Here is a 22,325-nt window from a genome sequence, read left to right as displayed (position 1 = left end):
AGGCCGCGACCCGCGCACGGCGGCCCTCCCACGCCCAAAACCAGGCTGCCAACTGCGGGAACGGCCCTCATCGAGGAATTGGACCCCAAAATGATCAACAGAATTCACGCCGTGGATCCAGGCTGAGCGGCCGATGGCGTGGGCAAGAGTGCGACGGTCGGCGGACCCGCGTACCGGATGCCCTTGTCGGAGGGGCGTCGTTCACGGTAGCTGCTCCTGCGAGGGCGTTTGACGGCTCGTGGGTAGGAACGGTGGCGGCGGCGCGGGTTCAGGTTCCGTCGGTGCGCGACTTGGTGGAGGGCCCGGGTCCAGGAGGCCTCAGGTGGCTCAGGGGGAAAAGGCCGCGCGGTCGGTGACCGAGCGGCGCACGATGCGGACGGTGCCCAGGAACTTGATCCGGTCGGGGTCGATCCCAGCCGCGGTGGCGGCGGTACAGATCAGCGTGCATAACGCCCAGTGCGTGAGTAGGTAGGCCCAGATCTCCTGGTAGGCCAGCTCGGGGGTGCGTGAGCGCAGGATACGGCCCGGCCCGCGCAGGTGGGTCTTCAGCTGATCGATGCCGGTTTCGGCCTCCCAGCGGTCGTGGTAGCAACGGGCCAGGTCCTCGGCGGTGGCCTCGGCCGGGTCGAGGATGCTGGTGATCAGCCGGATGTGCTCGCCCTTGCGGTCGGGCACCGTGTAGTCGACCACTCGTACGATCACCGCGTCGTCGGGATCGAGATCCCGGCCCTGGCGGGCGGCCTCGCGCAGCCGGTCCTTCTGCGATCGGCGCAGGCCGGTGGGCTTGGTGATGACGGCGAGCCAAGACCCGTCCTCCAGGTCACGCAGCCAGTACGGGCGGAGCCCGGCCTGCACCCGCCAGAGCAGGTGCGCGCCACTGTGACGTGCCTGGTTCCAGGCCGGAAAGCTGTAGAAGCCGCGGTCGGCGGTGAGCAGCATCTCCTCGTTCAACTGCTGATAGAGGGAGAAGGCGAGGGTCTGCTCGCCGGCCCAGCAACCCGCCACATCAGCGGCCACCATGGCGTGGCTCGCGCACTCGCTGATGGCCACCACCCGAGCCTGCGGAAAAGGCGGTCTCATACCCGCCCGCGCTGTCGCGGCCGAACTCAGCGACGTTGGCCTCGGTATCGGGCAGGTCCACGACGAACCCGTCGATCGCCATCACCCGCCGGCGGCCCAGCCACGCACCCGGCGTCGACTCGGTTGCCGCGGGCCGGGCGACCTGCTGGAACACCTCTTTGACCGCCTCAGACCCCAGGCGCTGGCGGGCTTGGGTGATCGCCCCACGTGTCGGCGCCTCCCAGCGCGCCCCCGGCACCAGGGCCAGCATGCCCGTCAGCTTCTCGACGACCTCCTCGTAGTCGTCGTCCGGGTAGAGGCACAGCGCGATCAGCAGGTAGACGACCACATGCGCGGGGAGCTTGCGAACGCGACGCTCCCGGCAGCCGTGCGTGGCAATGGCCGCGTCCAGGACCTGGCGAGGGATCAGCGATGTCAGCGCGCCGACCGCTACCAGATCCGTCAACCGCCCCGAACCGCCTGCATCATCCGACAAGATCACCAAGCGACGCTACCAGCAAGATCGCTATCTAAACGGCATTGGGGCCTCCACCCCGTTCAAGCTTGAAGAGCCGACATGCGGCCGTTAAGAGCAATGACCAATGCATTTACCAACCCACCGAGGGGTATGGCAAGCACGGCCACAGACACTGCCTTCCCGCGGCCAGGGAGATAAGCGAATAGCCAGACGGAGACCAGTCCGAAATTGCCAGCGGAAGCGGCAGCCCCAGCCATGCCTCAAGGCGCGAACTAATGTCTTTTGCATAGAATTGAAGAAGTTGAAGCAAGGTGGCGAGCCAGAGTAGCCAGACAAATCGGAATCTCATTCTCACAAGATTCCGCATCCTTCTTCCGATGGCATATCCTATCAACACCCCGAGGATCAAAGGGCAAACGACTAAGGAAATCATGTCATTTCACACTCGAGAGGCGGAAAAAAATGACCTCCAGCGAACACGATTTCCCGACTCTCGAATAGACCAAATCCGGTTAACCATCACTAATATCTGGAGCACCCAATGTAGAAATAAGTGTGCTGAGATTTTGCTAGAGTAAAAATAGCGATTATAGCTCGTTTCATCGATATCACCTCTCTCAACGAGTTCCGCAGGATGCAATGTAGCCAAGAAATGATCAGCTAGGCGCGTCAAGAATTTTTGCCATTCTTTTATGTGATGGTTGATTCGAAGCTCTCGGCCGTGAGTCAAATCCAATTTTGCGTACAACTACTCCGAGCACATATCTACTTGGAATGAAGCCGAAACGTCGCGAATCAAAGCTGGCCTTTTTGTTATCTCCGAGCAGAATGAGTCGATCAGGAGGAACGAGATCTCCCGCGAGACCGGAGAGCGCTGGCGCAAGCCCGGCCGGCACCAGATCGCCTGGCACGGCGACAATTCTTTTGATTGTCCAAACGCGTTCAGTTGTCGCCTGGTATGAACCAGCGTGGGAGCGTGGGTATCCATCACGTGTTAGCTCCTTGTTGGCATCGCTATTATTAGGTTCCTGCTCTTCGTTGTCAAAAAGATGAGGTTGTTCGGCCACTACGACGTCTCCTCGTCGGACAGCGGTTGCTCGGATCCGCCGGACCAGCACGCGGTCACCTGACCTGAAGGTGGGCCTCATACTATTCCCGACCACCGTAACGACGATGAACCGCTTATGCACTATCAGCGCTACGACACCGACAATTAATGCGGAGCTGACGAAGTATTTATGTCTCATGATATACCTCGTCGGATGAGAGAGAAAGCTCGAGTTCTCCATTTCGCTGATAGCGCGACGCTTGAAGCAAGAAGAGCCGCGCATACGTACCTCCACACGCGATAAGATCGTCATGCGCTCCTTGCTCGATTATCCTTCCATCGGCCAACACCGCAATGATGTCAGCATCTCGGACCGCGCCGAGACGATGAGAGATTAACAGGCTTGTCCGCCCGGATCGATATTTCTTCAATCGGAGGTGGATTTCATGTTCGGCCTCTGGATCGAGCCCCGAGCTGGGTTCGTCGAGTATCAAAAGGTCTCGTTGGTCGCGGATTAGCGCTCGTGCGATGGCGAGGCGCTGCCACTGCCCGCCGGAAAGCGTAACACCGATTTCTTCTTCCGCGCCTTCGGATTCACCGAAAAACAGTCTGCTCAGTAGCGTGTCATAACCGCGGGGCAACGCGTCCACCGCACGGTGGACGCCAGCTAGCTCAGCGGCGGCGGCAATTCTCGCTCGATTCTGTAGTTCATCAACATTGCCAAGGCCGATGTTCTCAGCGACTGTCAGATCGTATTCCATATAGTCCTGAAACACCGTGGAAATCCGATTACGGAGCTCATCGACTGCCAAGTCTCGCAGATCTACTCCGTCCCACAGGATCCTCCCCCGATCCGGGTCATACATCCGGCAGAGCAGCTTCACCAGGGTTGATTTACCTGCTCCGTTCAGGCCGACCAAAGCGACCGTCCATCCGTGTGGGATTGCTAGGTTGACGCCGCGGAGAATCCATGGATGGTCGTTACTATAACGAAACCAGACATCGTCGAATATGATTCCGCGGCTAAGCCTTGGAGTGGCCTCTGTCAGGGGTCGCTGCTCGAGATCAGGTTCGGCATGTAGCACCGCCTGGTAGTGATGGAACAGCAGAAGCGCCTGATGCGTCGTGGATATCCCTCTCACGATGCCGGTGATAGCCCCCTGCATCGCGGCTACCGATGCAAGGAATAGAGACAGGTCACCAATGGTCAATCGTCCATCGGCTACCGCCCTGACCGCCCACCACAGGCCCAGGCCGGCGACAGCCGACGACAGCAAGCCTAATCCTCCCTGCACAGCGAGTTCCTGAAGATCCATCCGACGAAATGCTCGGTTCGCCGTCAAGCGTTCGGCAGACATTCGGTCTCGCAGGAAGGCGCCGATGCCGAACAGTCGGACTTCCTTCGCGGCCCTGACGTTCAACAACAGCTGGGAGTAAAAGAGCTCGCGACGCTGGATCGGCCCTACACGCCACAAAACTGCGGCGCGCCGTCGGCTCAGCGCCAACTCAGCTAGGAGAGCAGGCACTGCCGATGCGATCACGACCACCGCTATGACGGGACTCAGGAGGACGAGCGCGGCAACGAATCCGAGAGCACGCAAGATCCCTCCGACGATATCGAGAACGCCGAAGAGGGTATCCGTTGACCCGCTTCCTCCTGCCTGCTGCGCAAGGCGCAACCGATCGAGGAACTGCGGGTTCTCGAATCGCTTGAGGCCAACAAATCTGTCCACGGCTGCGTAGAGCCGCATCAGAGAGAACAGGCCGACCTCTCGCTGGGTCTGCGCATGTACGTAATGATCGAGTTGCGGTAGCACCGCTATGGCAACGCCTGCCAATGCGAGCCCGCCAGCGAAACCGGCCGCGGCCGCGAAGTCATGGCCTATCAGCCGGTCAATTGCCAGCTTGGTGAACCATGCTGACGCGAGCGGCAGCCCGGCAGATGCCAGCATCAGCACAACGTAGCTGCCCACCTGAATGGGCGCCGTCCTGATGGCAAGCGAAAGCGCAGCGCCGAAGTCTCTCGCCAATATGACCCAACCGGGAGATGTGACACTCTCGCTATACATTGCGGTCACGAAGCCGCAGTGGCGCTTGTGTTGTCGATATCGATGTGTTCGGCGACAACCAGACGGTCACCGTCTCGCTTGACGCGGCAGAATGAGGGAAAGAGCTTGACAGAGAATGCGCTAGTGAGCGGGCCCGTGTGATCTTCAACGGTGACGCTTCCTACGGAGCCCAATGCTGAAACCATCTCGGTAGCGTCTTCACGAGCCCCGACTACGACACTGAGCACGTTTCGATGCCCGGCGTACCATTCCTTGGCGAGCTCAACAAACTTGGGAACACTCTCCACGCACGGAGCGCAGGTCGGTGTGAGAAACGCGATGAGGGCATCGTCGCCCATCGTGGTGTCTGACACGAGGATGTCATCGATGGCCTGCGCGTTGAAGGCACCTACCTCCGACCCGACCGATATCATGCTGTGGTCAGGCCGTCCTACTTCGGACCTTTTCGAGAGTTGCCGACTGTGTGCTCGTAGTCTTCTCATTATGCCTACGGTGAGAAGTAGATCGAGCAGGCACAAGAGCCCGACGATAATCACTGCTCCGATGAGATAAGTCATGTCTAAATCCTTCTGTGCGCGCAGACCGTCACCGACGGACTACCGTGGTTTTAGCGGGAACGGAGGAACTCTCCGTAGACAAGTCTGAGATGAAAAGATCCAACACATCATCGAGCATTGTAAACACGAGGCCGATCATCGCTCCCATGATCGCGGAGAGCACATAGCCCGGCGTGTCGGCCAAACTCTGCGAGATCGCAGTTACGGCGCCAATCGCTGCTACGCCAATGAGGATAAGGTTTCGGACGAGATGTGCTCGACCGAGCCTTCGGGAGGATGCGCCAAAGCATCGGCAAGAAGCCTTGATGCCTTTCCGCAGGCTCAACGTGATCGCTACGCTGAAGGCGCTCAACATAGTGCCGGAAAGAATCAAACCGATTAGCGCAGTCCGGAGATGGGCGAGTAACAGGATCGGCATCATCGCCTCGCCGGCTACGACAATTGTCGCCACTCGTCGGGTCCATCGTCGAGGGAGCACATCCAGTTCGCTTATCGATGTCGTGAACGCCTGAAAGGCTTTGCCAGACCGAAGCTTTCCTGAAACCGCAATCAGAAAGACGACAGCCAGTAGGTAGCGTGCGCTGATTGAAACATAGATCATCCACATAATCCGATCTCTCTGACCCACGACCATTCGCCGAGTCGCCACCGATGGCGCGACGACCCGGCGTCTGGAGTTACTTTTCACCGGTACGTCGCCGGAACTGATCGATGAGGGTCCAGTAGCTGGGGTTAGTGTCGAAGTCGACCGTCTGTGGGCGGGCTGATCCGTCAACGTGTGTGACTGCTGGGATCAGCTGACGCATGTCCGGGCGCACGATGGCGGCTTGCAGCATGAAGCGTGCGAGGTCGGCGACGCGGTCGGCCATCACGTGAGTGGCGTATCCGGCCAGGATGCTGGGTGCTACCGGCCGCCACATCTCGCGGCCCTTGAGTATGTTGAGGCGTTCGACGTTGCGTCGGTCACGGGGGTCGGCGAGGATGCTGCGGGCTCTGAGTCCCCATTGCCCAATCTCTGCCTTGCCGCGTGCCCAGGCTACGATGCCGCCATCGATAGATAACGTACGCTAATTGAAACATATATTGCTATCGTAGATGAACTTGACTTGCCACGACGTCGGGCCACCGCCAAAGGCGGCGGCCCGACCATTGAGGTCACTGCTACTAAAAGCAGCGTCGCCTCGCGTCAGAGGAGTTAGGGTTAGCAGTTGCACCCCTGGTAGTGCCAACTACCTTCACAGTAGGTGCCGCTCGCGTCCACACAGCATTGCCTGTAGTATTTCTTGAAGCCACAGCCGTCCCCGCCGCCGCCACCGATACAGCCGCAGACTTGGAAGAAACCGCCCCCACATTTGGTTTGGTACCAGCAGTCGTCGCTGCTGGCCATCGCCTCGACGCGTGGCGCTAAGCGATTGACCAGATGATCTGATAGCCGTATGGCCAACTTTGTCACTTTTGTTCTTCTTTCTGCTATGATTCCTGCGGAATATCCATCCTGAGGAATCATTCCGATAGGGTCGGGCTCGCCTGCCTGATGGTCCTGTACCTTCTTCCATTTAAGGGCGTTGTTTTTTGCGAGCGAATGCATTGGCCATGTCGGCCTCGCCACGTGTCACCAGTAGGTCGTCGAGGATTAACACGTCAAGGCCTCTACGAGCACTCTCGGTGTCGTACCTAGATCAGCAGACGCTAATAGCATTAGAGCGCCTACGTTTGCTAAGAACAAGAGCTCGAACGAGACCGGACTACACCGGACGACACCGGACACAACAAGGGCCGGGATTACACCACGGCCCCGGCGTTCTTGAGTTCTGATGCGGTATGGCGCGGTTGAGGATTTCGGCAGGTGGAATGCGAAAGAGCGCGACTTCTGGTGATCTTTCAGGTCTCTCATCCGAAGATCGCCGCAGGAGTCGCGCTCGTGTCGCCATCTTCCCCGACCAGCCCCTGCCTTGTCCCTCTTCTTGACCAGCTCACCGACCTTGCGTTGTGGGAGGCGGAGCTGGCGGCAGACCCAGTGGTGATGGAATCGGCGTTGATGCGCCGGTTGGCGCAGGTGCCGGATCAGCGCTCGGCCTGTGGGCGGCGTCATCGGCCGGTGGTCATCTTGACGTTGACCGCGTGCGCGACGCTGGTCGTCGGTGGGGACAGCGTGGCGGCGATCTGGCAGTGGGCCGCCCGGACCTCCCAGCAGGTGCTCCAGCGGCTGGGCGCCTACCGTGATCCTTTTACCGGGTTGTTCATGGTCCCCAGCGAGCGGACCTTCCGCCGGGTCCTGGCCGGTCTGGACGCGGACGCGCTGGATACGGCGATCAGCGGCTACGTCACCGACGTAGCCGGCCGGGCGGCGCCCATGCCGCAGATCCCCGACACTCCCGGGCCCGCCGAGCGTCAACACCCAGCAAGGTGGCCGCCGAAGACCTGGCCACGCTCGAACGGATCACCGCCCGCTGCCCGGAACTCGCCTCGGTCACCGAGCTGACTCGCCAATTCGCCGAGATGCTCGTGCACCATCGCGGCGAGCAGGACCTGGAAGGCTGGGCAACACGAGCGGAAACCAGCCCCGCCCGGGAACTGCGCGACTTCGTCACCGGGCTGCGCCGTGACTGGGCGGCGGTCAAAGCCGGGCTCACCCTGCCCTACAGCTCCGGGGCGGTGGAAGGCAACGTGAACCGCATCAAGATGATCAAACGGATTATGTATGGGCGAGCCAACGCCGACCTGCTCCGCATTTCGTGTCCTGCACGGCTACTGATCACGAAAAGTGGGCCAGACCCACTTTTGCACGGCCACGGACAGGCCATCTGCCGGACCACCAACGCAGCCAGCTCGTCATACGACGGGCGGCGCTCCGGGGTCTTCGGCACTCAAAGATCATCCCACCGTGCGGGCAGTCCTCACGCCAGCAAGATCGTGAGCTGCTGAATGCCTACGCGCCGAGATCGAAGACAGATGACCAGCCTCAAGTTTTCACGATCTTGAGTGGTGGGTCCGGTACACTTGGTGATCTTGGAGTGGATGGCTGATCCGCAGTGTGGGCATGCCAAGGGCCCGGCTGGGTTGGCGCCGGCTCGACGTGATCGTCACCGGATCCGGATATGGGGTGTATTTCACCACGGAGACGCCGTAGGAGGAGGCGTTGCGCGCCTGGGACGCCGAGGTGGGCGTGAATCTCTCGGCGCGTTCCTGACCATCCAGGCCGCCGCGACCAAAGCGAGCACCTCGATCTCCTTGGCGTGAGCGCGAGTTCGGGCGACGCTCCGGCACTCGGCGCCGCGGACCTCGCGCTCACCGCCGCCGAGACGACGCGGCCCATCACCTTCGAGGTGAACGGGCTGTCACCGGCGGACGCCCGGCAGATGCCGCCCAGGAGACGCGGCAACGTGGTGTCCTTGACCAGAAATCCGCAAGCTCCGGCGGACAGCGTCGGATGATCGTCGTGGAATGTGGTCAGCCCCGACGACACGGACCGATCGGCAAGCCCCACCTGGTCCGACGAACCCCATGCCGCCTTTGAGGGCATCATGACGCAACAGGACGCCTTCAACCCCTTCCACCGCCGCCTACCGCTGGTCGCGCTAATGCGATGTCAGAGGGGATGTCCGGGGCGAAGGCGGTCCGCAAGGTGGCATCATCGATGCCGTCGTCACTGGCGGACGTAGCGGAGGTCGAGCCTATCAACGTGCCCGGACCAGCGCAGTGTCAGGTGCCAGCAGCCCGCCTTCGGCATGTCGATGCCCGACGGGCCGGGACCGCCAGGCACCTCGCGGGTGACAGGGCCGCCCGAGTCGTCCAGGCGCGCCTCGATCTTCAGCGGGTCCCCCGGTCGCTGGGGGACCCGGGATACCCAGAGGATCTTGTTGCTCCGCTCCTTGTCGGGCGGCGCCAGCAGCGGGTCTCCGAACACCACGGCCGCGATGTCGCCGCGGTCCCCGACGACGTACGGCATCGGCTGGTCCGGCGGCTGGAAGCCCATGCGTGCCCAGACCGGCAGCGGGGCGAGCGAGAGCTTCTCGGGGCATCCTGAGGCGCCGGCCGACTCGGAGGCCTCGGAGGCCTCGGACGACGTGGATGACGTGGATGATGTAGGCGGCTGAGGCGACTCGGAGGACTCGCCGCATGCCGTCAGGCAGCAGGCCGTGATCGCGGTTAGGGAGAGGGCCTTGCGAAGCATCTGGAGCTCCTTCGTATGAGGGCGTATCGGGATCGCCACTACTACACCACCGAGCGCCCACAGGTTCCGCGTGCGCGGATCAGGCCGAAGCCGGGGTTCCGGGACCGATGACGCGCTTCCGGCCAGGAGAGCGGCGCCCTCACAAGGTGAGACCGCTCTTGGCGGCCTGTGGAACGAAGAGTTAAGCGCCTTACCGGGCGGCAAGACAGCCACTGCAGCCTCCGCGCGCTCAGGAGCCGAGAGAGGTAGGGATGGCACGCCTGCGTAAAAGGGTTCCGTGGGGTCTAGGGATGCCCTTCGGCGGAACACGACGCATTCGGTCGATGGTTCGGGCTAACGGCCGACGATACGGGAGCAGCAGGTCTGTTGTCGGGCTCGGTCACCAGCGCCAAAGGATGCCGAAGGGACGCAGTGGGATGGGGTTGGCAGATGCCGAGGTCGCTGAAGGGCGCTTGGCCGCAGATCTCAGACGCGTGAGCCAGCAGTCGCGGGGGCGGGTTGGCTGAGCGGTCATCCGGCGTGGAGCGTGGCGGTGGGGCGTTGCGCGGTATCGGCGTCGTCGTTACTGATCGACCCGCTGTCTGCTCGCGCTGCCGATGCTGGTGCTCCCGACTATGCGGGAGCGCCGTGAAGGGCGGCCGTCCCCATGGTCGCGCGAGGGCATCCTTGCTGGCATCGACGCCCCGCTAAGGCAGGTCGGCACCGACTACGCCGATCTCTATCAGATCCACCGATGGGACTATCAGACGCTCATGGAGGAGATCCATCCATGTCCGTCGTCCAGGGCATGCCGCAGGTCATGCGGCTGGCCCGGCGCCCACCCGGACACGCTTCGCGCCGACCCGCCGCCGAGACGTCATCGTGGCGGGACTCCGCACCGTTTCGGCAGCGGGCTAGTTTTCCGGGATGGGGGGTCTCCACGTGGGCCGCCGGTGTGGCGGGCAATCCAGACATCGCGGTCGCGCTGGTGCCGTGGTGGGGCGGCGCTGTCGTTACCCACAGCCGTTGATCAACCCCGACAGTGCCGAGACGATCGGTTGGCCCCGCCTGGCCGAGCAGGTCACCGGTGTCTATCGGAACAAGCCCGCCGCCGAGCGCCCACGCGTGAGGATCTTGGCCTCCAACTACGGCGAGGCAATCGATGACGGCGCAACGATCGCCGTCGGATTCGGCAAGCAGGACATGGACCGGTTCTGGTCCCAGGTCACCCTCCCCGGCACGCTCGACAACGGCATAGGTCTTGACAGCCTGAAGCACGCCCTGTTGATGTGATCTGTCGCGGCCAGCGCGCCCCCTGGAGCGGGCTATGGCCGTCGTTCAGTTATCCACCTGAGCCAGGCCGCCAAGCTTGTTGCCAGCCGCGTCGGTACGAGGGATGAGCCGAGCCTCGCCTCCTTCCGAACTGGATGGAGTTCGACAGGCCGACGTGTTGCAGTCGCATGTCTCGCCAGCAAGACATGCCGGGCAACGCCAAGCAGGCGCGGCGGGGCAGGTTAGAAGGTTCAATTGAGCGGTCGTCTTTGTTCGCGATCGTCGTCGGAACGACTCATGCGCATCGATCATGGGCAGTGCGGGTCGGTCGTCGTGCTCGGCGTTTTCAGTGGTGCCGGCCGCGCGTTCGTGGTTCCCATCGTCGACGCCTCGCGGGCGTGAACAGTCGCACCGGCGCGTCCTCCGCTTGATGCGTAAGCTTCTTCTTACGTATTATGGAGGTCATGATCTCCCACATCCAACTGCTGTCACTGCCCGTCGCCGACCAGGACCGGGCCCGCGACTTCTACGTCAACGTCTTGGGTTTCGACCTGGTACGCGACAACCCGATGGGCCCGGACCAGCGCTGGGTCGAGGTCGGCCCGAAAGGCGGGCAGTCCACGATCACCCTGGTGACCTGGTTCCCCACCATGCCCCCCGGATCGGTCAAGGGCCTGGTCCTGGAGACCGGCGACCTTGACACCGACGTCGCCGAGCTCACCGCCCGCGGGGTACACATCCCCGACGGGATCCAGCAGCAGCCATGGGGCCGGTTCGTGACCTTCGACGACCCCGACGGCAACGGCATCGTGTTGCAGGCCACCGCGCCGGACGCCTGACAGCAACGCTGGAACCAGCACATGCCGGCCGTCGACGTGTTCACCGCGATCGCCAACCCCGTGCGACGCGCCCTGCTCGACGCCCTGCGCCCGGGCCCGCTCGCGGTCCACCAACTCCTCGACGACTTCGCGATCAGCCGCCCAGCAGTGTCCCAGCACCTGCGGGTGCTGCGGGATGCCGACCTCGTCGTCGAGGAACGGGTCGGCCGCGAGCGGCACTACCGATTGCGCCCCGAACGGTTGCGCGACGTCACCAACTGGCTCGCCCATTACGAGCAGTTCTGGACTACCCGCCTGACCGCCCTGCGTGACCTGCTAGATGAACAGCCATGAGCACCGACATCCGCACCGACATATACCTGCCCCACCCGCCTGAGCGGGTGTGGCAGGCCCTCATCGATCCCGCGCAGCTGGCCGTGTGGCTGATGCCCAACGACTTCCAGCCCCGGGTCGGACACCGCTTCAACTTTCGCACCGACCCCGCCCCCGGCTTCGACGGTGTCATCCAATGCGAAGTCCTCGCCATCACCCCCGGCGAATTGCTGCGCATCGGCTGGGCCGGCGGACCGGGCCTCGACACCACCGTCACCTGGCAACTCGCACCCGATGGCCGCGGCACCCGCCTCCTACTGACCCACGAGGGCTTCGACCAAGCCGACCCCCGGCAACAAGCGGTACGACGACTGCTGGACAGCGGCTGGCGCGGCCACCTCACCCGACGCCTGCAACACCTTCTCAACACCCTGCCGTAAACGACCCGGGTCATCCGCATCCACAGATGCCCTCTTACCCCGGGATGTGCTGCATCGTTCGCCTTGGCAGACCGCAGATGGCGCTCGGCGAATTTGGCTCTGGCACATTCTCTGTGGAGTCGATCCAATCCGCCGAAACGTCATCCGGATGGTGCCCGCGGCCGGGCAGCCCAGGGCGCGGCGGAGCCTCGTGACGTCCTGCACGAATATTCGGCCGAGGGTGCCCGGTTCACGATGGCCCCAAGATCTCGTCACGATCCCCGCGGCGTCATGCCAGCTTGTCCAAGGCGACGATGTCATCGTCGGTCAGGCCTACCCCAGCGGCGCCGAGGTTCTCCTCCAGGTGGGCCGGGGAGGAGGTGCCGGGGATGGCGAGGGTGACCGGGGAGCGGGCGAGCAGCCAGGCGAGGGCTACCTGGGCTCGGGTGGCGCTGTGACGGTCGGCGGTCTCATCGAGGGCGGCCAGTTGCTCGGAGCTGGGGGCCATGCCGGGTGGGGCCTGGGAGAGGTCGAGGCCGGGGCGGAGCATGCCGGCGGCGAGGGGGAAATAGGCGACGAATGCGATGCCGGCGGCCTCGCAGGCGGACAGCACATCGGCGCCGGACCGGTCGAAGATGTGATAGCGGTTCTGCACCGCGACCACGGGGGCAATCTGCCGTGCCTCGTCGAGTTGGGTGGTGGTCACGCCGCTGAGCCCCAGATGGCGGATCAGCCCGCGCCGGTGCAGGTCGGCCAGCGCTTGGAACGACTCGGTGAAGGGTGTCTCGCTGGGGTAGAGCAGCCCATCGCCGCCCACCCGCAGGTAGACCAGGTCCAAGCGGTCCTTGCCCAGCCGGGCTAGGTTCTCCTCCACCTGCTCGCGAAGCTGGGCGGGTTCGGCGGCGGCCTCGAAGCCGTGCCATTCGTCGCGTACCACGCCCACCTTGGTGGCGATGACCAGGTCGGCGGGGTAGGGGTGCAGGGCCTCGCGGATCAGGTCGTTGGCCACATGCGGACCGTAGAAGTCGCTGGTGTCGATGTGGGTGACGCCCAGTTCCACCGCCCGGCGCAGCACGGTCAGCGCCGTTGCGTGGTCGGCTGGCGGGCCCCATACGCCGGAGCCGGGCAGTTGCATCGCGCCGTAACCCAGCCGTGCGACGGTTAGGCCGTCCGCCAGGCGCAGATCCTTGCCGGTGTACACGGTCACTCATTCCTCCTAGTAATGATCGCGATCTGGTCGCCGCGGGTCAGGGAGAGGCGGGCCTGGATCGAGGCGGTGGTGACCTGGCCGTTGGCGGCGCGGTCGAGCTTGCGCCGTCGTACCAGGTCGTGAACGCCCTGGCGGGTGATGCCGAGCATCGCCGCGGCGACCGACACCGGCACCGCGGAAGCAGCCGGGTGTCCGGCCCTGCGGGCCACGGCCCGGCCGAGCGGCGTGCCCCACCACTCGGCGGGCGGGTCGAACGCCTCATCGCCCGGATACAGCGCGCTCACCAAACGGATCGCCAAGTAGGCGGCCGCCCGGTCGTCCAAGCCGAGTAGCACCCCAGCCCACTCCCGGCTCCTGGCCTCCAGCACGTCACGCGTCACCGCGCCGCCGAACGGCACGTCGTCGCCGAACAGGATGTCCAATGGGTCGAGCAGCCGAGCGCCGACGATCCGCCGGAGATCCTCGGCCAGAGCACGACGCTCGCCGCGCCACGACTCCATGCCTGCCCTCCTAATCCAAGTACTTGACGTAGACCGTCTAGTACTTGACGTAGCCTATCAACTACTTGTCGCTCGCCGTCAAGTAGTTGGCATCACGCTCGGCGCATCGCACGACGACGGCGCGGCGGAGGCAAAGGAGGCCCGGTTCCTCGGATCGCTGGTCATCCGAGCCGCTCTCACTGAATTGGTTCGACTTTGGCCACGACCTCCAGGCCTGCGGGGCCCACTTCGTACCGGGCCGATTGGAGCATCAGCGTGTCTTTTGCGCCGGGTTCGCGGACTAGGGTGTTACGCCCCGAATCTCGATGAGGGAGATGCCTCTTGTCCGAGGTTGTGCGTGACCCCAAACTGCCCGAGCGGCTGCTGGTGACCGAGCGGGATGCGTTGATGCCCCTGCTGCGGAGGGCCCCCGAGCGGGCGTTCGACCTGCCGACTGCCTGCCCCGACTGGTCAGTACGGCAGGTGCTGGCGCACTGCGGTGCGGCCCTCACCCGCATCAGCCACGGCCGTCTGGAGCCCGGGGTGTTTTCCCCCGAGTCCAACGCCTCCGACGTCGCCGAGCGCGACTCCTGGCCACTGGCGGCCGTGCTCGACGAACTGGAGCGCGGGATGAGCCAGGCCGGGGCCGTCATTGCGGCACGTAGCGACGGCATCCTCGACTTGGTCGCACTCGGCGAGTGGATCCATGCGGGGGACGTACGCGAGTCCTTGGGCGTGCCCGGCGCCTACTCCGGGGACGGCATTGGCGAGGCCCTCGCGCTACTCGTCATCGCCAGCCGCAGACGAAAGACCCCACGCCTGCACGCCACCCTGCCGGACCGCCAGACCCCGCTCCTGCTCGGCGTCGAGATCGAAGGCCGCCCGCCCGCCCGACTCATCTGCACCGCATCAACTCTGATCCGTCTATACGCCGATCGTCCCCTCGCCGACAGCCACTACGAACTGACCGGAGCGCAGGAGAGGGAACTCCACATCTTCGCCTGAGCTTGCGGCCGAGAGCATCTGGAGATCGCCCCATCGACAACAGGATTCTCGATCGAGGCAGAGGTCTACGCGTTGCCAGGGAGTTCTGGATCCCAACAAATCGGTCAGTTCGTTGGGATGGGCCGAACGCCCGCCGGCCCGCAGCGATCGCGCTGATGGGGTTCTAACGGCTCTGCCGATCTGGCACCGAGACCATGCGGCCTGCTCCTCCACGGAACTAAGTCGACTGCTCGCGCCGTGCAAGACGCTGATCGCGCTGGCGGCGAAGTCCCGGAGGATCCCGCTGGACTCGACTGTCACCACCGCGCTACGGGATTACCGGGAGCGGCGCCCGCCACCAGCTCGACCTCATCGCTGCCCAGGCGCAGCGCGGCGTCACTGTGCACATCATCGTGGACCTCATTCACGTCCGAGCGGGGAGACATGCGGGTTGTCCACGGTGATAAAGCATTGGATCGCGGTCGGCAAGCCCCTGGGGAGGACGATGCCGACACGGCGTGGGTCGTTCCTCATACGGTTTGGGGTAGTGCGAAGCGGGAGAAGGTGTTGGTGCTGGAGAACCAGGCGATGGCGGATACAAGGTCGCCTTTGAGGGTGAGGACGAGCAGTCCGTAGGCGTGTGCGGTGTCAGTGTGCGGATCTCGCAGGTAGCAGCCGAAGGCGGGTTGAGTGTTGGCCCGCGTGGCGATGAGGCGTAGCGGAGCGCCGTGCAGTCTGGCGCCGTGGGCGAGGAAGGTCGCGATCGCCATGTGGCCCTGATATTCGTGAGGTTGGGGCGGCATTGTCAGCCAGGCGTCGTCGGTCAGCAGGGCGACCATGCCGTCGACGTCGCCGTTTTCGATGGCTTCGGCGAAACGTCCGGCGATTTCGCGTTCGTCCGGGGACTTCGGCCGTGGCACGCTTTGGCGATCGCCGGCTGGGAGGCGCGTCTCCAGGGCGGCGCGGGCGCGTTGCAGGGCTCCCTTGACCGAGACGTCGCTGGTGCCGAGGATGTCCGCCACTTCCGCAGCTCGGAAGCCAAGCACGTCGCGTAGTACCAGGACCACCCGCCCGCGGGGTGTCAGGTGTTGGAGTCCGGCGATGAAGGCCAGCTCCAACGATTCCTTGGTTTCGTAGCGAGCCTCGGGCCCGGGGGCCTGGTCGGGGATGCCTTCGAGCAGGATGTCGGGGTAGGGCTCGAGCCAGATGGGCTCGGCCAGGCGGGTCGGCTCAGGCAACTGCGGCGCGGGTAGTGGTACGGGCTGCCGTCGTTTGTCCCGCAACGCGTTGAGGCAGCGGTTGGTGGCGATGCGATACAACCAGGCGCGCAGAGAGGCCCGTCCCTCGAAACGGCTCAGGCCGCGCCACGCGGCCATCAGCGTCTCTTGAAGCATGTCCTCGGCGTCTTGGACCGAGCCAAGAATGCGATAGCAGTGAACCTGCAGCTCGCGCCGGTACGGGTCGGTGAGTTCGCGGAACGCCTCTCCGTCCCCCTGCCGAGCGCGAGCCAGTGCCTGGTTGGTCACCCGTACGTCCTTTCATCGGCTGTGTCCCTCTGGCCTCTGCACACGTAATGACCCCATCCGTGCTCGAAAGGAACCGGCGCGTTCCGTTCCCGCCGTCGATGGTGTCGCAACCAGTAGCCGGCGGCCAATCAGGCCACCGGTGGCGTGCTGGCGGCCGGGTCGCTACGACCCCTGTCGTTTGCCCGCTGCCACACGATCGCTTGCTTTACGCCGAGGACCGGCGCCTACGCAACGGAGTATCAAAATGGCCGCGACTTCACCACAACCGGACGCCATGACGTTGATCAACGTGTTCGTCGTCGAACCGGACAACCAGCAGAAACTGGTCGAGATGCTCACATGGGCAGCCGAGAACGTGATGGGCAAGCAACCCGGTTACCGATCGGCTCACATCCATCGCAGCCTGGATGGCACCAAGGTCGCGGTGTACGCGCAGTGGCGCAGCCGCGAAGACTTCGAGGGACTCGCCAACAACGCGGACGCGGCCGCCCACATGGGACGCGTTCGAGCCCTAGCCAGCTTTGAGCCGGTGCTCTACGAGGATGTATTCACCCACCAGACAACGACAGACCCCAGCGCACCGGTCGCGGGGTAAGGAGCACAAACCGTTCACTCTCTTTCCAGATGAACGCCCGATAGCCCTCTCCTGTCGGCCGGGCAGGAGAGAGGCTCTGGTGCGGGCTCCGCAGCCGCGGCCTGCCCGATGACCAGGCCCTCGGTCAGGTTCTGTACGCCGAGGCCGGTCGCGATCAGCAGCGCCAGCGGCCGAACAGTTCCGGCAACGCCTGAAACATAAGCTGACATGCTGTCGGTAAGCCGACGCTCGCCAGGTCGTCCAGCGAGGTCCAGGCAGGAATGTCGTTGTTGACAAGACCCGAAGGGAATGCCGCGGATGCCGCTTCCAGAGGCTGTGGCTCGGTTCAATCGGACCGTTACCAACCGTGTGACGATGCCATTCGCCGGCCGTTTGCCAGGTCTCGCCGTTGTTCACCACAAAGGCCGTAGGTCCGGCCGTTCCTACAAGACTCCTGTGAGCATCTTTCGTCGGCCTGACGGGTACGTCGCCGCTCTCACCTATGGTCCCGACCGTGACTGGGTCAAGAACGTCATTGCGGCCGGGGGCTGTGAGCTGGAGATCCTGATGCAGCTCTCTGAAATCGGGCAGTCCTGCTCTGCGAACTTCCCCAGGTAGCCGACCCGCCGGTGGAGATCCTTCGCTGGTGGGTGGGCTCCCCGCAAGGCTGCGATTGGTCAAGATCAGCAGCTTGTCGGGGAGCCCAAGAAAATGCTGACACAGGGGGAAGACGTGGAGGCGCATGCACTGCGCAAGAGGGGCTGGTCGATCTCGGCGATCGCCCGGCACCTGGGCCGGGATCGTAAGACGATCGCGGCGTATCTCAACGGGTCCCGGGCGCCGGTCCGGGCGGCCACCCCGGTTCACCCCCGTCCAGGTCGCCGAGGTCAAGGCGCTGGCCTCGCCAGTTACCGGGGTACCGCGGTCGCGGTGGAGCTGCCCGGACCTGGCCGGCGAGGTCGTCGGACGGGGCATCGCGGCAGCGATCTCGGCCTCCACCGTCCGCCGGATTCTGGCCGCCGATGCACTCAAGCCCTGGCAGTACCAGTCCTGGGTGTTCATCCGCGACCCCGACTTCGCCGCCAAGGCTGCCCGGACCCTGGACCTCTATGGCCGCACCTGGGACGGCGCAGCGCTCGGCGAGGACGAATTCGTCATCTCCTCCGAGGAGAAGACCTCCACCCAGGCCCGCTGCCGCTGCCATCCACCCTGCCGCCCGGAGCCGCCCGGAGCCGCCCGGATGATGCGGGTCAACCACGAGTACGAACGCAGCGACGCGCTGGCCTACCTGGCCGCCTACGACGTCCACCGCGCCCGCGTATTCGGACACCGCGCGGCCAAGACCGGCATCGTCCCGTTCATGGACCTGGTCGAGCAGGTCATGACCACCGAGCCATACGCCTCGGCCAAGCGGGTGTTCTGGGTCGTCGACAACGGCTCCTCCCACCGCAGCAAAACCGCGGCCGACCGGCTGGCCAAGCGCTTCCCCAACGCCGTCATGGTGCACACGCCCGTCCACGCGTCCTGGCTGAACCAGATCTTCTTCTCCATCGTGCAGCGCAAGGTCGTCACTCCCAACGACTTCACCAGCCTTGACCAGGTCGAAGACCGGCTCATCGCCTTCGAACGACGCTACAACGCGACCGCCCGGCCCTTCAGATGGAAGTTCACCCCGGCCGACCTCGAGGACCTGATGGCCAGGATCGAGCGGCACGAACAGAAAGAGTCAAACCTCCAACAGCACGATGACTGCGACCATCAGCCTGCCGTACTCGACCCCGCCGCATAACCCCGAAGAACTTCCGGAGCGGATCACTAAGTCACGAGTTTTCCCAGTTCAGAGCATTGATCGGGATTTCTTTGCTAGCGTCCCCCGCCGTGGGGGGTGGTCTGCATTGGTCCTGGCCCTGTGTGCGCGTCAGTTCCCGGCCGGTGTTCCCATGTCCGGGCGGGCCAGGGCTTCGAAGGGACGACGCCGGCGGCGTCTATCCGGCCCGTGGGTGCGTTAGATTCGCCGGCTACCGACATGTGTTGCGGTGTCAGGCGGTGGCTGGGCGGGTGCCTGCGCCTGTCTGAAAGACGGGCCAGCCGATCTCGGTTCGCCATTGGGACGTGTCCGCAGTGTCGTGCTGGCCGACGACGTAGTACTCGCGGATGGGGCCGTCGACAGCGAGGGCATGCCGGGTCACGTAGGTGGCCAGCGTGCCATAGGCCCGGTCGATGTCGGAGGGTGACCCCGAATGGGTAATGACCGCGAGTTCGGCCGCTGGTATGACCAGCGAGGTGACCCGGCCCAGGGGCCTGATCGGGTCGGTGCAGGGAACGAAGATCGTTACTTGTCCCTGGTAGTGGGTGAACACGTCGTCGGCGTAGATGCCGCCGGAGTGTCCGGCCGGGTCCAGGTTCTGTGCGGTCAGAGTCGCGTGGAGTTCGCCGAGTGCTCCCCGGAGCCAGGGACCGGAGTCTTCGGCGTCGACGATCTCGGTGATCGCTGCCGCGTGGACTGCTTCCACACTGCGCAGTTCGATGCCGCCTGGGATCTCGGCGGTGTGAGGCGCCAGGAGGTCGCGCAGTGCGGTGACGGCCTGCTGGGTGCGGCTGAGGTCTTCTTCCAAGCGGCTCAGGTGAGCGCTTATCCGCTCGTTGCGGGTTTCTAGGTCTGGAGCGGTCAGCACGGCCTGGATCTCCTCCAGCGGCATGTCCAGATCTCGGAGGCGGCGGATGACCTGGGCGATGGGGATCTGCTCGGTGCTATAGCGGCGGTAGCCGGTGTCTTGGTCCACGGCGGCAGGCTTGAGCAGCCCGATGCCGTGATAGTGGCGCAGCGTCTTGACGGTCATATGGGTGGCACGGGAGAAGTCGCCGATGGACAGGTATCTCAGCATGGGCCCCATTGTGCGGCCTCCCCCAGGGGGAGAGTTCTGTCGACTGTCTGGCTTGACTCTACCGCTATGGCAGCGGTGAACGTGGTCTCCACGGCCGCACGGGCCGACGGAAAGGGCGGATAGTCATGAAGGAAATGGCCGAATCAACGACGGGCGCGATCGATCCCAAACTGATCGTCCAGCGCTACGTAGCGGTATGGAGCGAACCCGGCCCTGAATCGCGGCGCAGGGCCATCACCGACTTGTGGGCGCGTGACGGCGTGGAATTCGTCGACGGCGTGCGGTTCCGAGGACACGAGGAACTCGACGCGAGAATCACCAAGGCTTACGAGCAATTCGTGCAGAGCGGCGAATACGCTGTGACGTCCGCCGATGACGCCACCGTCCACGACGACATCGTCATGTTCACCATCCAACTGGTTCCGGGCGGCGGCGACAAGGACAGTGAGGTCGCCTGGGCCTCTCGGGTCTTCCTCGTCCTCGGCGGTGACGGTCTCATCCGGCAGGACTACCACCTGACCGTGAAACCCCTTGCCTCCCAGTAAGACGGCTCTGCGGGCGACTTCGGGCGGCACTGCCCAGCACGGAATCGCCCGCTCTAATCCATCATCAGGAGCGTTCACAATGTCGCTGGACATGGGTGCCCGACCCACGCCGCTCGGTGCTGTCCCTTTAGTCAAAATGTTAATCGTGGTCGCCGGGATGTTCATGATTACTTTGGACTTCTTCGTGGTGAACGTGGCCATCCCGGCCCTGCGTGCGAATCTGCATGCCAGCGCCGCGGCCATTGAGTTCATCGTCTCTGGATTCAGTCTCGCCTATGCGGCCGGCATGATCACTGCAGGCCGACTCGGTGACCTCTATGGCAGACGCCGGCTGTTCATATCGGGCATGGTGGTGTTCACACTGGCCTCGCTCATCGCCGGTCTGGCTCCCACTGTGGGCGTGCTGATCGCCGCCCGGGTGGTCCAGGGCATCGGCGCGGCTGTGATGACCCCGCAGATGCTGGCCATCTTGAACACGTCATTCACCGGCCCCCAGCGCGTCCGGGCCTTCACCGCGTTCGCCCTGTCGATGGGGATCGGCGCGACGTTCGGCCAGCTCATCGGCGGCTTGTTGATTTCTTTGAACGTCGCTGGCTGGGACTGGCGCACCATTTTCCTGATCAACGTTCCCATCGGTGTGACCTGCCTGGTCTTGATGCCCAGGTTCATTCCTGAATCGCATGGTGCCGGCCGTCAGGGCCTGGACGTGGTCGGCGCGGTGCTGGGGTCATGCGGGCTGCTCGCCATCGTCTTACCCCTGGTCGAGGGGCGGGAGCAAGGATGGCCCTCATGGTCGTGGGCCTGCCTGGCCGTCGCGGGTCCGCTGCTGGCGACGTTCGCCGTCTGGCAGCGCCGGATGGAACGGAAGGAGCGGGCTCCGCTGATCTCCCTGCATCTGTTCCGGGAACGCGCCTTCTCGGTCGGCATTGTGATCATTCTCGGCTTCTTCACCGCGATGGCGTCCTTCATGCTCGTGCTGGCCTTGTATTTACAAGATGGCCACGGTCTCTCCCCATTGGCGTCCGGAGCCATCTTCGGGGCCCTGGGGATCGGTTACGTCCCCGCCGCGTTCGTGGCCCCCAGAGCGGCCACTCGTCTGGGCAGGCACGTGCTCAGCATCGGGGCACTGATCGTCGCGGCAGGGTACGCCCTGCTGGTCGGCACCGTGTCCCTCATCGGGGTATCAGGGCGCGCATCCTGGATGATGGCTGGCTTGTTCGTCGCCGGTGCCGGAATGGCCCTGTTCGCCAACCCCGCGACGCCGACCGTGCTGGCCCGCGTGGCTCCGGGCCACGCCGCCGCAGCCGCCGGGGTGCTGTCCACCGCGCAGGAATGCGGTAACGCCCTCGGTGTCGCTGCCATCGGCGTGGTTTTCTTCGGAGCGCTCGGCCATGGCCACGCTGGCGACTACGCCCAGGCTTTTGAATGGAGCGTCGCCATTCTGGCTGTCTTCACAGTCGCGGTCGCGGCCCTCGCGCAAGCCTTGCCCAGGTCACCATCACCGGAATAGGGCCGACCAACTCGGCCCAGCGGGCTCGATCCTTACCCCCGCAGAAGACCTTCTCGACAGTGATGTACAGCTGGTACCAGATCCCCCGTTGAGCAGCTGGAAGCGGATCGGCGATCCTTGTTGGTCACGCGCCGCAGCGCCACCGCGGCCGCGAGCCTTGCGTCGGCACTGTGGTCTCCGACCGCGATCCGTTCCGGGTCGTTGCCTTCGCGTTGCCCGGGCGCGTACTGGCACGGCTGCAACCGCGATCCGTTCCGGGTCGTTGCCTTCGCGTTGCCCCCCTCTCTGTCAGACTGGTGTGAGACATGGGACAGATGAGTCCTTTTGATGCGAAGCAGGGCGAGACAGGACGATCGAGACAGTGACGATGACCCTCGCTGACCAGGCCGCCATGACGGGGCAGGAT

Annotated in this window: 25 protein-coding genes and 2 pseudogenes; 15 read left to right on the top strand and 12 right to left on the bottom strand. The window is 64.3% G+C overall.

Annotation, left to right across the window (positions count from 1 at the left end; all coding sequences use genetic code 11):
* Positions 1-327: 327 nt before the first annotated feature.
* The 7 genes from ACFLIM_RS48700 to ACFLIM_RS48670 all read right to left on the bottom strand — a co-directional run bounded on the left by ACFLIM_RS48700 (position 328) and on the right by ACFLIM_RS48670 (position 6,254).
* Entirely contained in the window at positions 328-1,050 is a 723-nt protein-coding gene (locus ACFLIM_RS48700) for an IS4 family transposase (protein WP_393177472.1), read from the bottom strand.
* Positions 1,007-1,561 carry a transposase domain-containing protein gene (locus ACFLIM_RS48695; protein WP_393177470.1) on the bottom strand — a complete coding sequence of 185 codons (555 nt, stop codon included), beginning with the start codon at positions 1,559-1,561 and terminating at the stop codon, positions 1,007-1,009. Before ACFLIM_RS48695 ends, ACFLIM_RS48700 begins: the two co-directional genes overlap by 44 nt.
* A gap of 632 nt (positions 1,562-2,193) precedes the next feature.
* Complete coding sequence (locus ACFLIM_RS48690; RefSeq protein ID WP_393177468.1) at positions 2,194-2,784, bottom strand: S26 family signal peptidase; 591 nt, start codon at positions 2,782-2,784, stop codon at positions 2,194-2,196.
* Entirely contained in the window at positions 2,774-4,537 is a 1,764-nt protein-coding gene (locus ACFLIM_RS48685) for an ABC transporter ATP-binding protein (RefSeq protein WP_393177466.1), read from the bottom strand. Before ACFLIM_RS48685 ends, ACFLIM_RS48690 begins: the two co-directional genes overlap by 11 nt.
* A gap of 122 nt (positions 4,538-4,659) precedes the next feature.
* Positions 4,660-5,211 carry a TlpA family protein disulfide reductase gene (locus tag ACFLIM_RS48680; RefSeq protein WP_393177464.1) on the bottom strand — a complete coding sequence of 184 codons (552 nt, stop codon included), beginning with the start codon at positions 5,209-5,211 and terminating at the stop codon, positions 4,660-4,662.
* A gap of 28 nt (positions 5,212-5,239) precedes the next feature.
* Positions 5,240-5,812 (bottom strand): MauE/DoxX family redox-associated membrane protein, encoded by a 573-nt coding sequence (locus ACFLIM_RS48675; protein WP_393177462.1) that lies wholly within the window; start codon positions 5,810-5,812, stop codon positions 5,240-5,242.
* Between the two features lie 76 nt (positions 5,813-5,888).
* Positions 5,889-6,254 (bottom strand): carbamoyltransferase C-terminal domain-containing protein, encoded by a 366-nt coding sequence (locus ACFLIM_RS48670; RefSeq protein WP_393177476.1) that lies wholly within the window; start codon positions 6,252-6,254, stop codon positions 5,889-5,891.
* Between the two features lie 980 nt (positions 6,255-7,234).
* Here ACFLIM_RS48670 and ACFLIM_RS48665 point away from each other — a divergent pair.
* The 3 genes from ACFLIM_RS48665 (at position 7,235) to ACFLIM_RS48655 (ending at position 8,645) form a co-directional block, all read left to right on the top strand.
* A complete protein-coding gene (locus ACFLIM_RS48665; protein WP_393177460.1) occupies positions 7,235-7,693 on the top strand; it encodes a transposase family protein in 459 nt (152 codons plus the stop codon).
* The gene (locus tag ACFLIM_RS50410; RefSeq protein ID WP_449291503.1) at positions 7,618-8,136 is read left to right on the top strand and encodes a transposase; all 519 of its coding nucleotides are present in this window, start codon (positions 7,618-7,620) and stop codon (positions 8,134-8,136) included. Before ACFLIM_RS48665 ends, ACFLIM_RS50410 begins: the two co-directional genes overlap by 76 nt.
* Before the next feature lie 311 nt (positions 8,137-8,447).
* The gene (locus tag ACFLIM_RS48655; protein WP_393177459.1) at positions 8,448-8,645 is read left to right on the top strand and encodes a hypothetical protein; all 198 of its coding nucleotides are present in this window, start codon (positions 8,448-8,450) and stop codon (positions 8,643-8,645) included.
* A 212-nt stretch (positions 8,646-8,857) separates the two neighbouring features.
* Here the strand turns inward: ACFLIM_RS48655 and ACFLIM_RS48650 are convergent, their stop codons facing one another.
* Complete coding sequence (locus ACFLIM_RS48650; RefSeq protein ID WP_393177457.1) at positions 8,858-9,385, bottom strand: hypothetical protein; 528 nt, start codon at positions 9,383-9,385, stop codon at positions 8,858-8,860.
* A gap of 596 nt (positions 9,386-9,981) precedes the next feature.
* On the opposite strand from ACFLIM_RS48650, the pseudogene ACFLIM_RS48645 reads away from it, so the two are divergent.
* The 5 genes and pseudogenes from ACFLIM_RS48645 to ACFLIM_RS48625 all read left to right on the top strand — a co-directional run.
* A pseudogene (locus tag ACFLIM_RS48645) lies at positions 9,982-10,137 on the top strand (aldo/keto reductase); the annotation flags it as partial.
* A 253-nt stretch (positions 10,138-10,390) separates the two neighbouring features.
* Complete coding sequence (locus ACFLIM_RS48640; RefSeq protein ID WP_393177478.1) at positions 10,391-10,657, top strand: hypothetical protein; 267 nt, start codon at positions 10,391-10,393, stop codon at positions 10,655-10,657.
* Between the two features lie 443 nt (positions 10,658-11,100).
* The gene (locus ACFLIM_RS48635) at positions 11,101-11,475 is read left to right on the top strand and encodes a VOC family protein (RefSeq protein WP_393177455.1); all 375 of its coding nucleotides are present in this window, start codon (positions 11,101-11,103) and stop codon (positions 11,473-11,475) included.
* Between the two features lie 21 nt (positions 11,476-11,496).
* The gene (locus ACFLIM_RS48630; protein ID WP_393177453.1) at positions 11,497-11,808 is read left to right on the top strand and encodes an ArsR/SmtB family transcription factor; all 312 of its coding nucleotides are present in this window, start codon (positions 11,497-11,499) and stop codon (positions 11,806-11,808) included.
* Positions 11,805-12,227 (top strand): SRPBCC family protein, encoded by a 423-nt coding sequence (locus ACFLIM_RS48625; protein WP_393177451.1) that lies wholly within the window; start codon positions 11,805-11,807, stop codon positions 12,225-12,227. The genes ACFLIM_RS48630 and ACFLIM_RS48625 overlap by 4 nt, the downstream gene beginning before the upstream one ends.
* 268 nt (positions 12,228-12,495) lie before the next feature.
* On the opposite strand, the gene ACFLIM_RS48620 is transcribed toward ACFLIM_RS48625, so the two are convergent.
* Positions 12,496-13,413, bottom strand: a complete 918-nt coding sequence (locus tag ACFLIM_RS48620; protein WP_393177449.1) for an oxidoreductase — start codon at positions 13,411-13,413, stop codon at positions 12,496-12,498.
* A complete protein-coding gene (locus tag ACFLIM_RS48615) occupies positions 13,410-13,916 on the bottom strand; it encodes a hypothetical protein (protein WP_393177447.1) in 507 nt (168 codons plus the stop codon). The genes ACFLIM_RS48620 and ACFLIM_RS48615 overlap by 4 nt, the downstream gene beginning before the upstream one ends.
* A gap of 321 nt (positions 13,917-14,237) precedes the next feature.
* On the opposite strand from ACFLIM_RS48615, the gene ACFLIM_RS48610 reads away from it, so the two are divergent.
* Positions 14,238-14,900, top strand: a complete 663-nt coding sequence (locus ACFLIM_RS48610; protein ID WP_393177445.1) for a maleylpyruvate isomerase family mycothiol-dependent enzyme — start codon at positions 14,238-14,240, stop codon at positions 14,898-14,900.
* A gap of 509 nt (positions 14,901-15,409) precedes the next feature.
* Here ACFLIM_RS48610 and ACFLIM_RS48605 read toward each other — a convergent pair.
* Positions 15,410-16,405, bottom strand: coding sequence for a sigma-70 family RNA polymerase sigma factor (locus ACFLIM_RS48605; RefSeq protein ID WP_393177443.1), 996 nt, complete (start codon positions 16,403-16,405; stop codon positions 15,410-15,412).
* Positions 16,406-16,649: 244 nt separating this feature from the next.
* Between ACFLIM_RS48605 and ACFLIM_RS48600 the strand changes: the two genes are divergently transcribed.
* From ACFLIM_RS48600 to ACFLIM_RS48585, 4 genes and pseudogenes are all read left to right on the top strand, one after another.
* Positions 16,650-17,000, top strand: a complete 351-nt coding sequence (locus ACFLIM_RS48600; protein WP_393177441.1) for an antibiotic biosynthesis monooxygenase family protein — start codon at positions 16,650-16,652, stop codon at positions 16,998-17,000.
* Positions 17,001-17,288: 288 nt separating this feature from the next.
* Positions 17,289-17,597: a nitroreductase family deazaflavin-dependent oxidoreductase gene (locus ACFLIM_RS48595; RefSeq protein WP_393177439.1), complete on the top strand. Its 309-nt coding sequence runs from the start codon at positions 17,289-17,291 to the stop codon at positions 17,595-17,597.
* 124 nt (positions 17,598-17,721) lie between these two features.
* Positions 17,722-17,982: pseudogene (locus tag ACFLIM_RS48590) on the top strand (hypothetical protein); the annotation flags it as partial.
* 51 nt (positions 17,983-18,033) lie between these two features.
* Positions 18,034-18,768 carry a transposase gene (locus tag ACFLIM_RS48585; RefSeq protein ID WP_393177474.1) on the top strand — a complete coding sequence of 245 codons (735 nt, stop codon included), beginning with the start codon at positions 18,034-18,036 and terminating at the stop codon, positions 18,766-18,768.
* Between the two features lie 250 nt (positions 18,769-19,018).
* Here ACFLIM_RS48585 and ACFLIM_RS48580 read toward each other — a convergent pair whose 3' ends face one another.
* Positions 19,019-19,864, bottom strand: a complete 846-nt coding sequence (locus tag ACFLIM_RS48580; protein ID WP_393177437.1) for a MerR family transcriptional regulator — start codon at positions 19,862-19,864, stop codon at positions 19,019-19,021.
* A 125-nt stretch (positions 19,865-19,989) separates the two neighbouring features.
* Here ACFLIM_RS48580 and ACFLIM_RS48575 point away from each other — a divergent pair, with 125 nt between their 5' ends.
* Positions 19,990-20,409 carry a hypothetical protein gene (locus ACFLIM_RS48575; RefSeq protein ID WP_393177435.1) on the top strand — a complete coding sequence of 140 codons (420 nt, stop codon included), beginning with the start codon at positions 19,990-19,992 and terminating at the stop codon, positions 20,407-20,409.
* 79 nt (positions 20,410-20,488) lie between these two features.
* The gene (locus ACFLIM_RS48570) at positions 20,489-21,919 is read left to right on the top strand and encodes an MFS transporter (RefSeq protein ID WP_393177433.1); all 1,431 of its coding nucleotides are present in this window, start codon (positions 20,489-20,491) and stop codon (positions 21,917-21,919) included.
* Positions 21,920-22,325 lie beyond the last annotated feature (406 nt).

Source organism: Nonomuraea marmarensis, from assembly GCF_043197025.1.
Taxonomy (GTDB): Bacteria; Actinomycetota; Actinomycetes; order Streptosporangiales; family Streptosporangiaceae; genus Nonomuraea; species Nonomuraea marmarensis.
The sequence above is the reverse complement of the archived record's forward strand: the minus strand, read 5'-3'. Positions and strand labels throughout refer to the sequence as shown.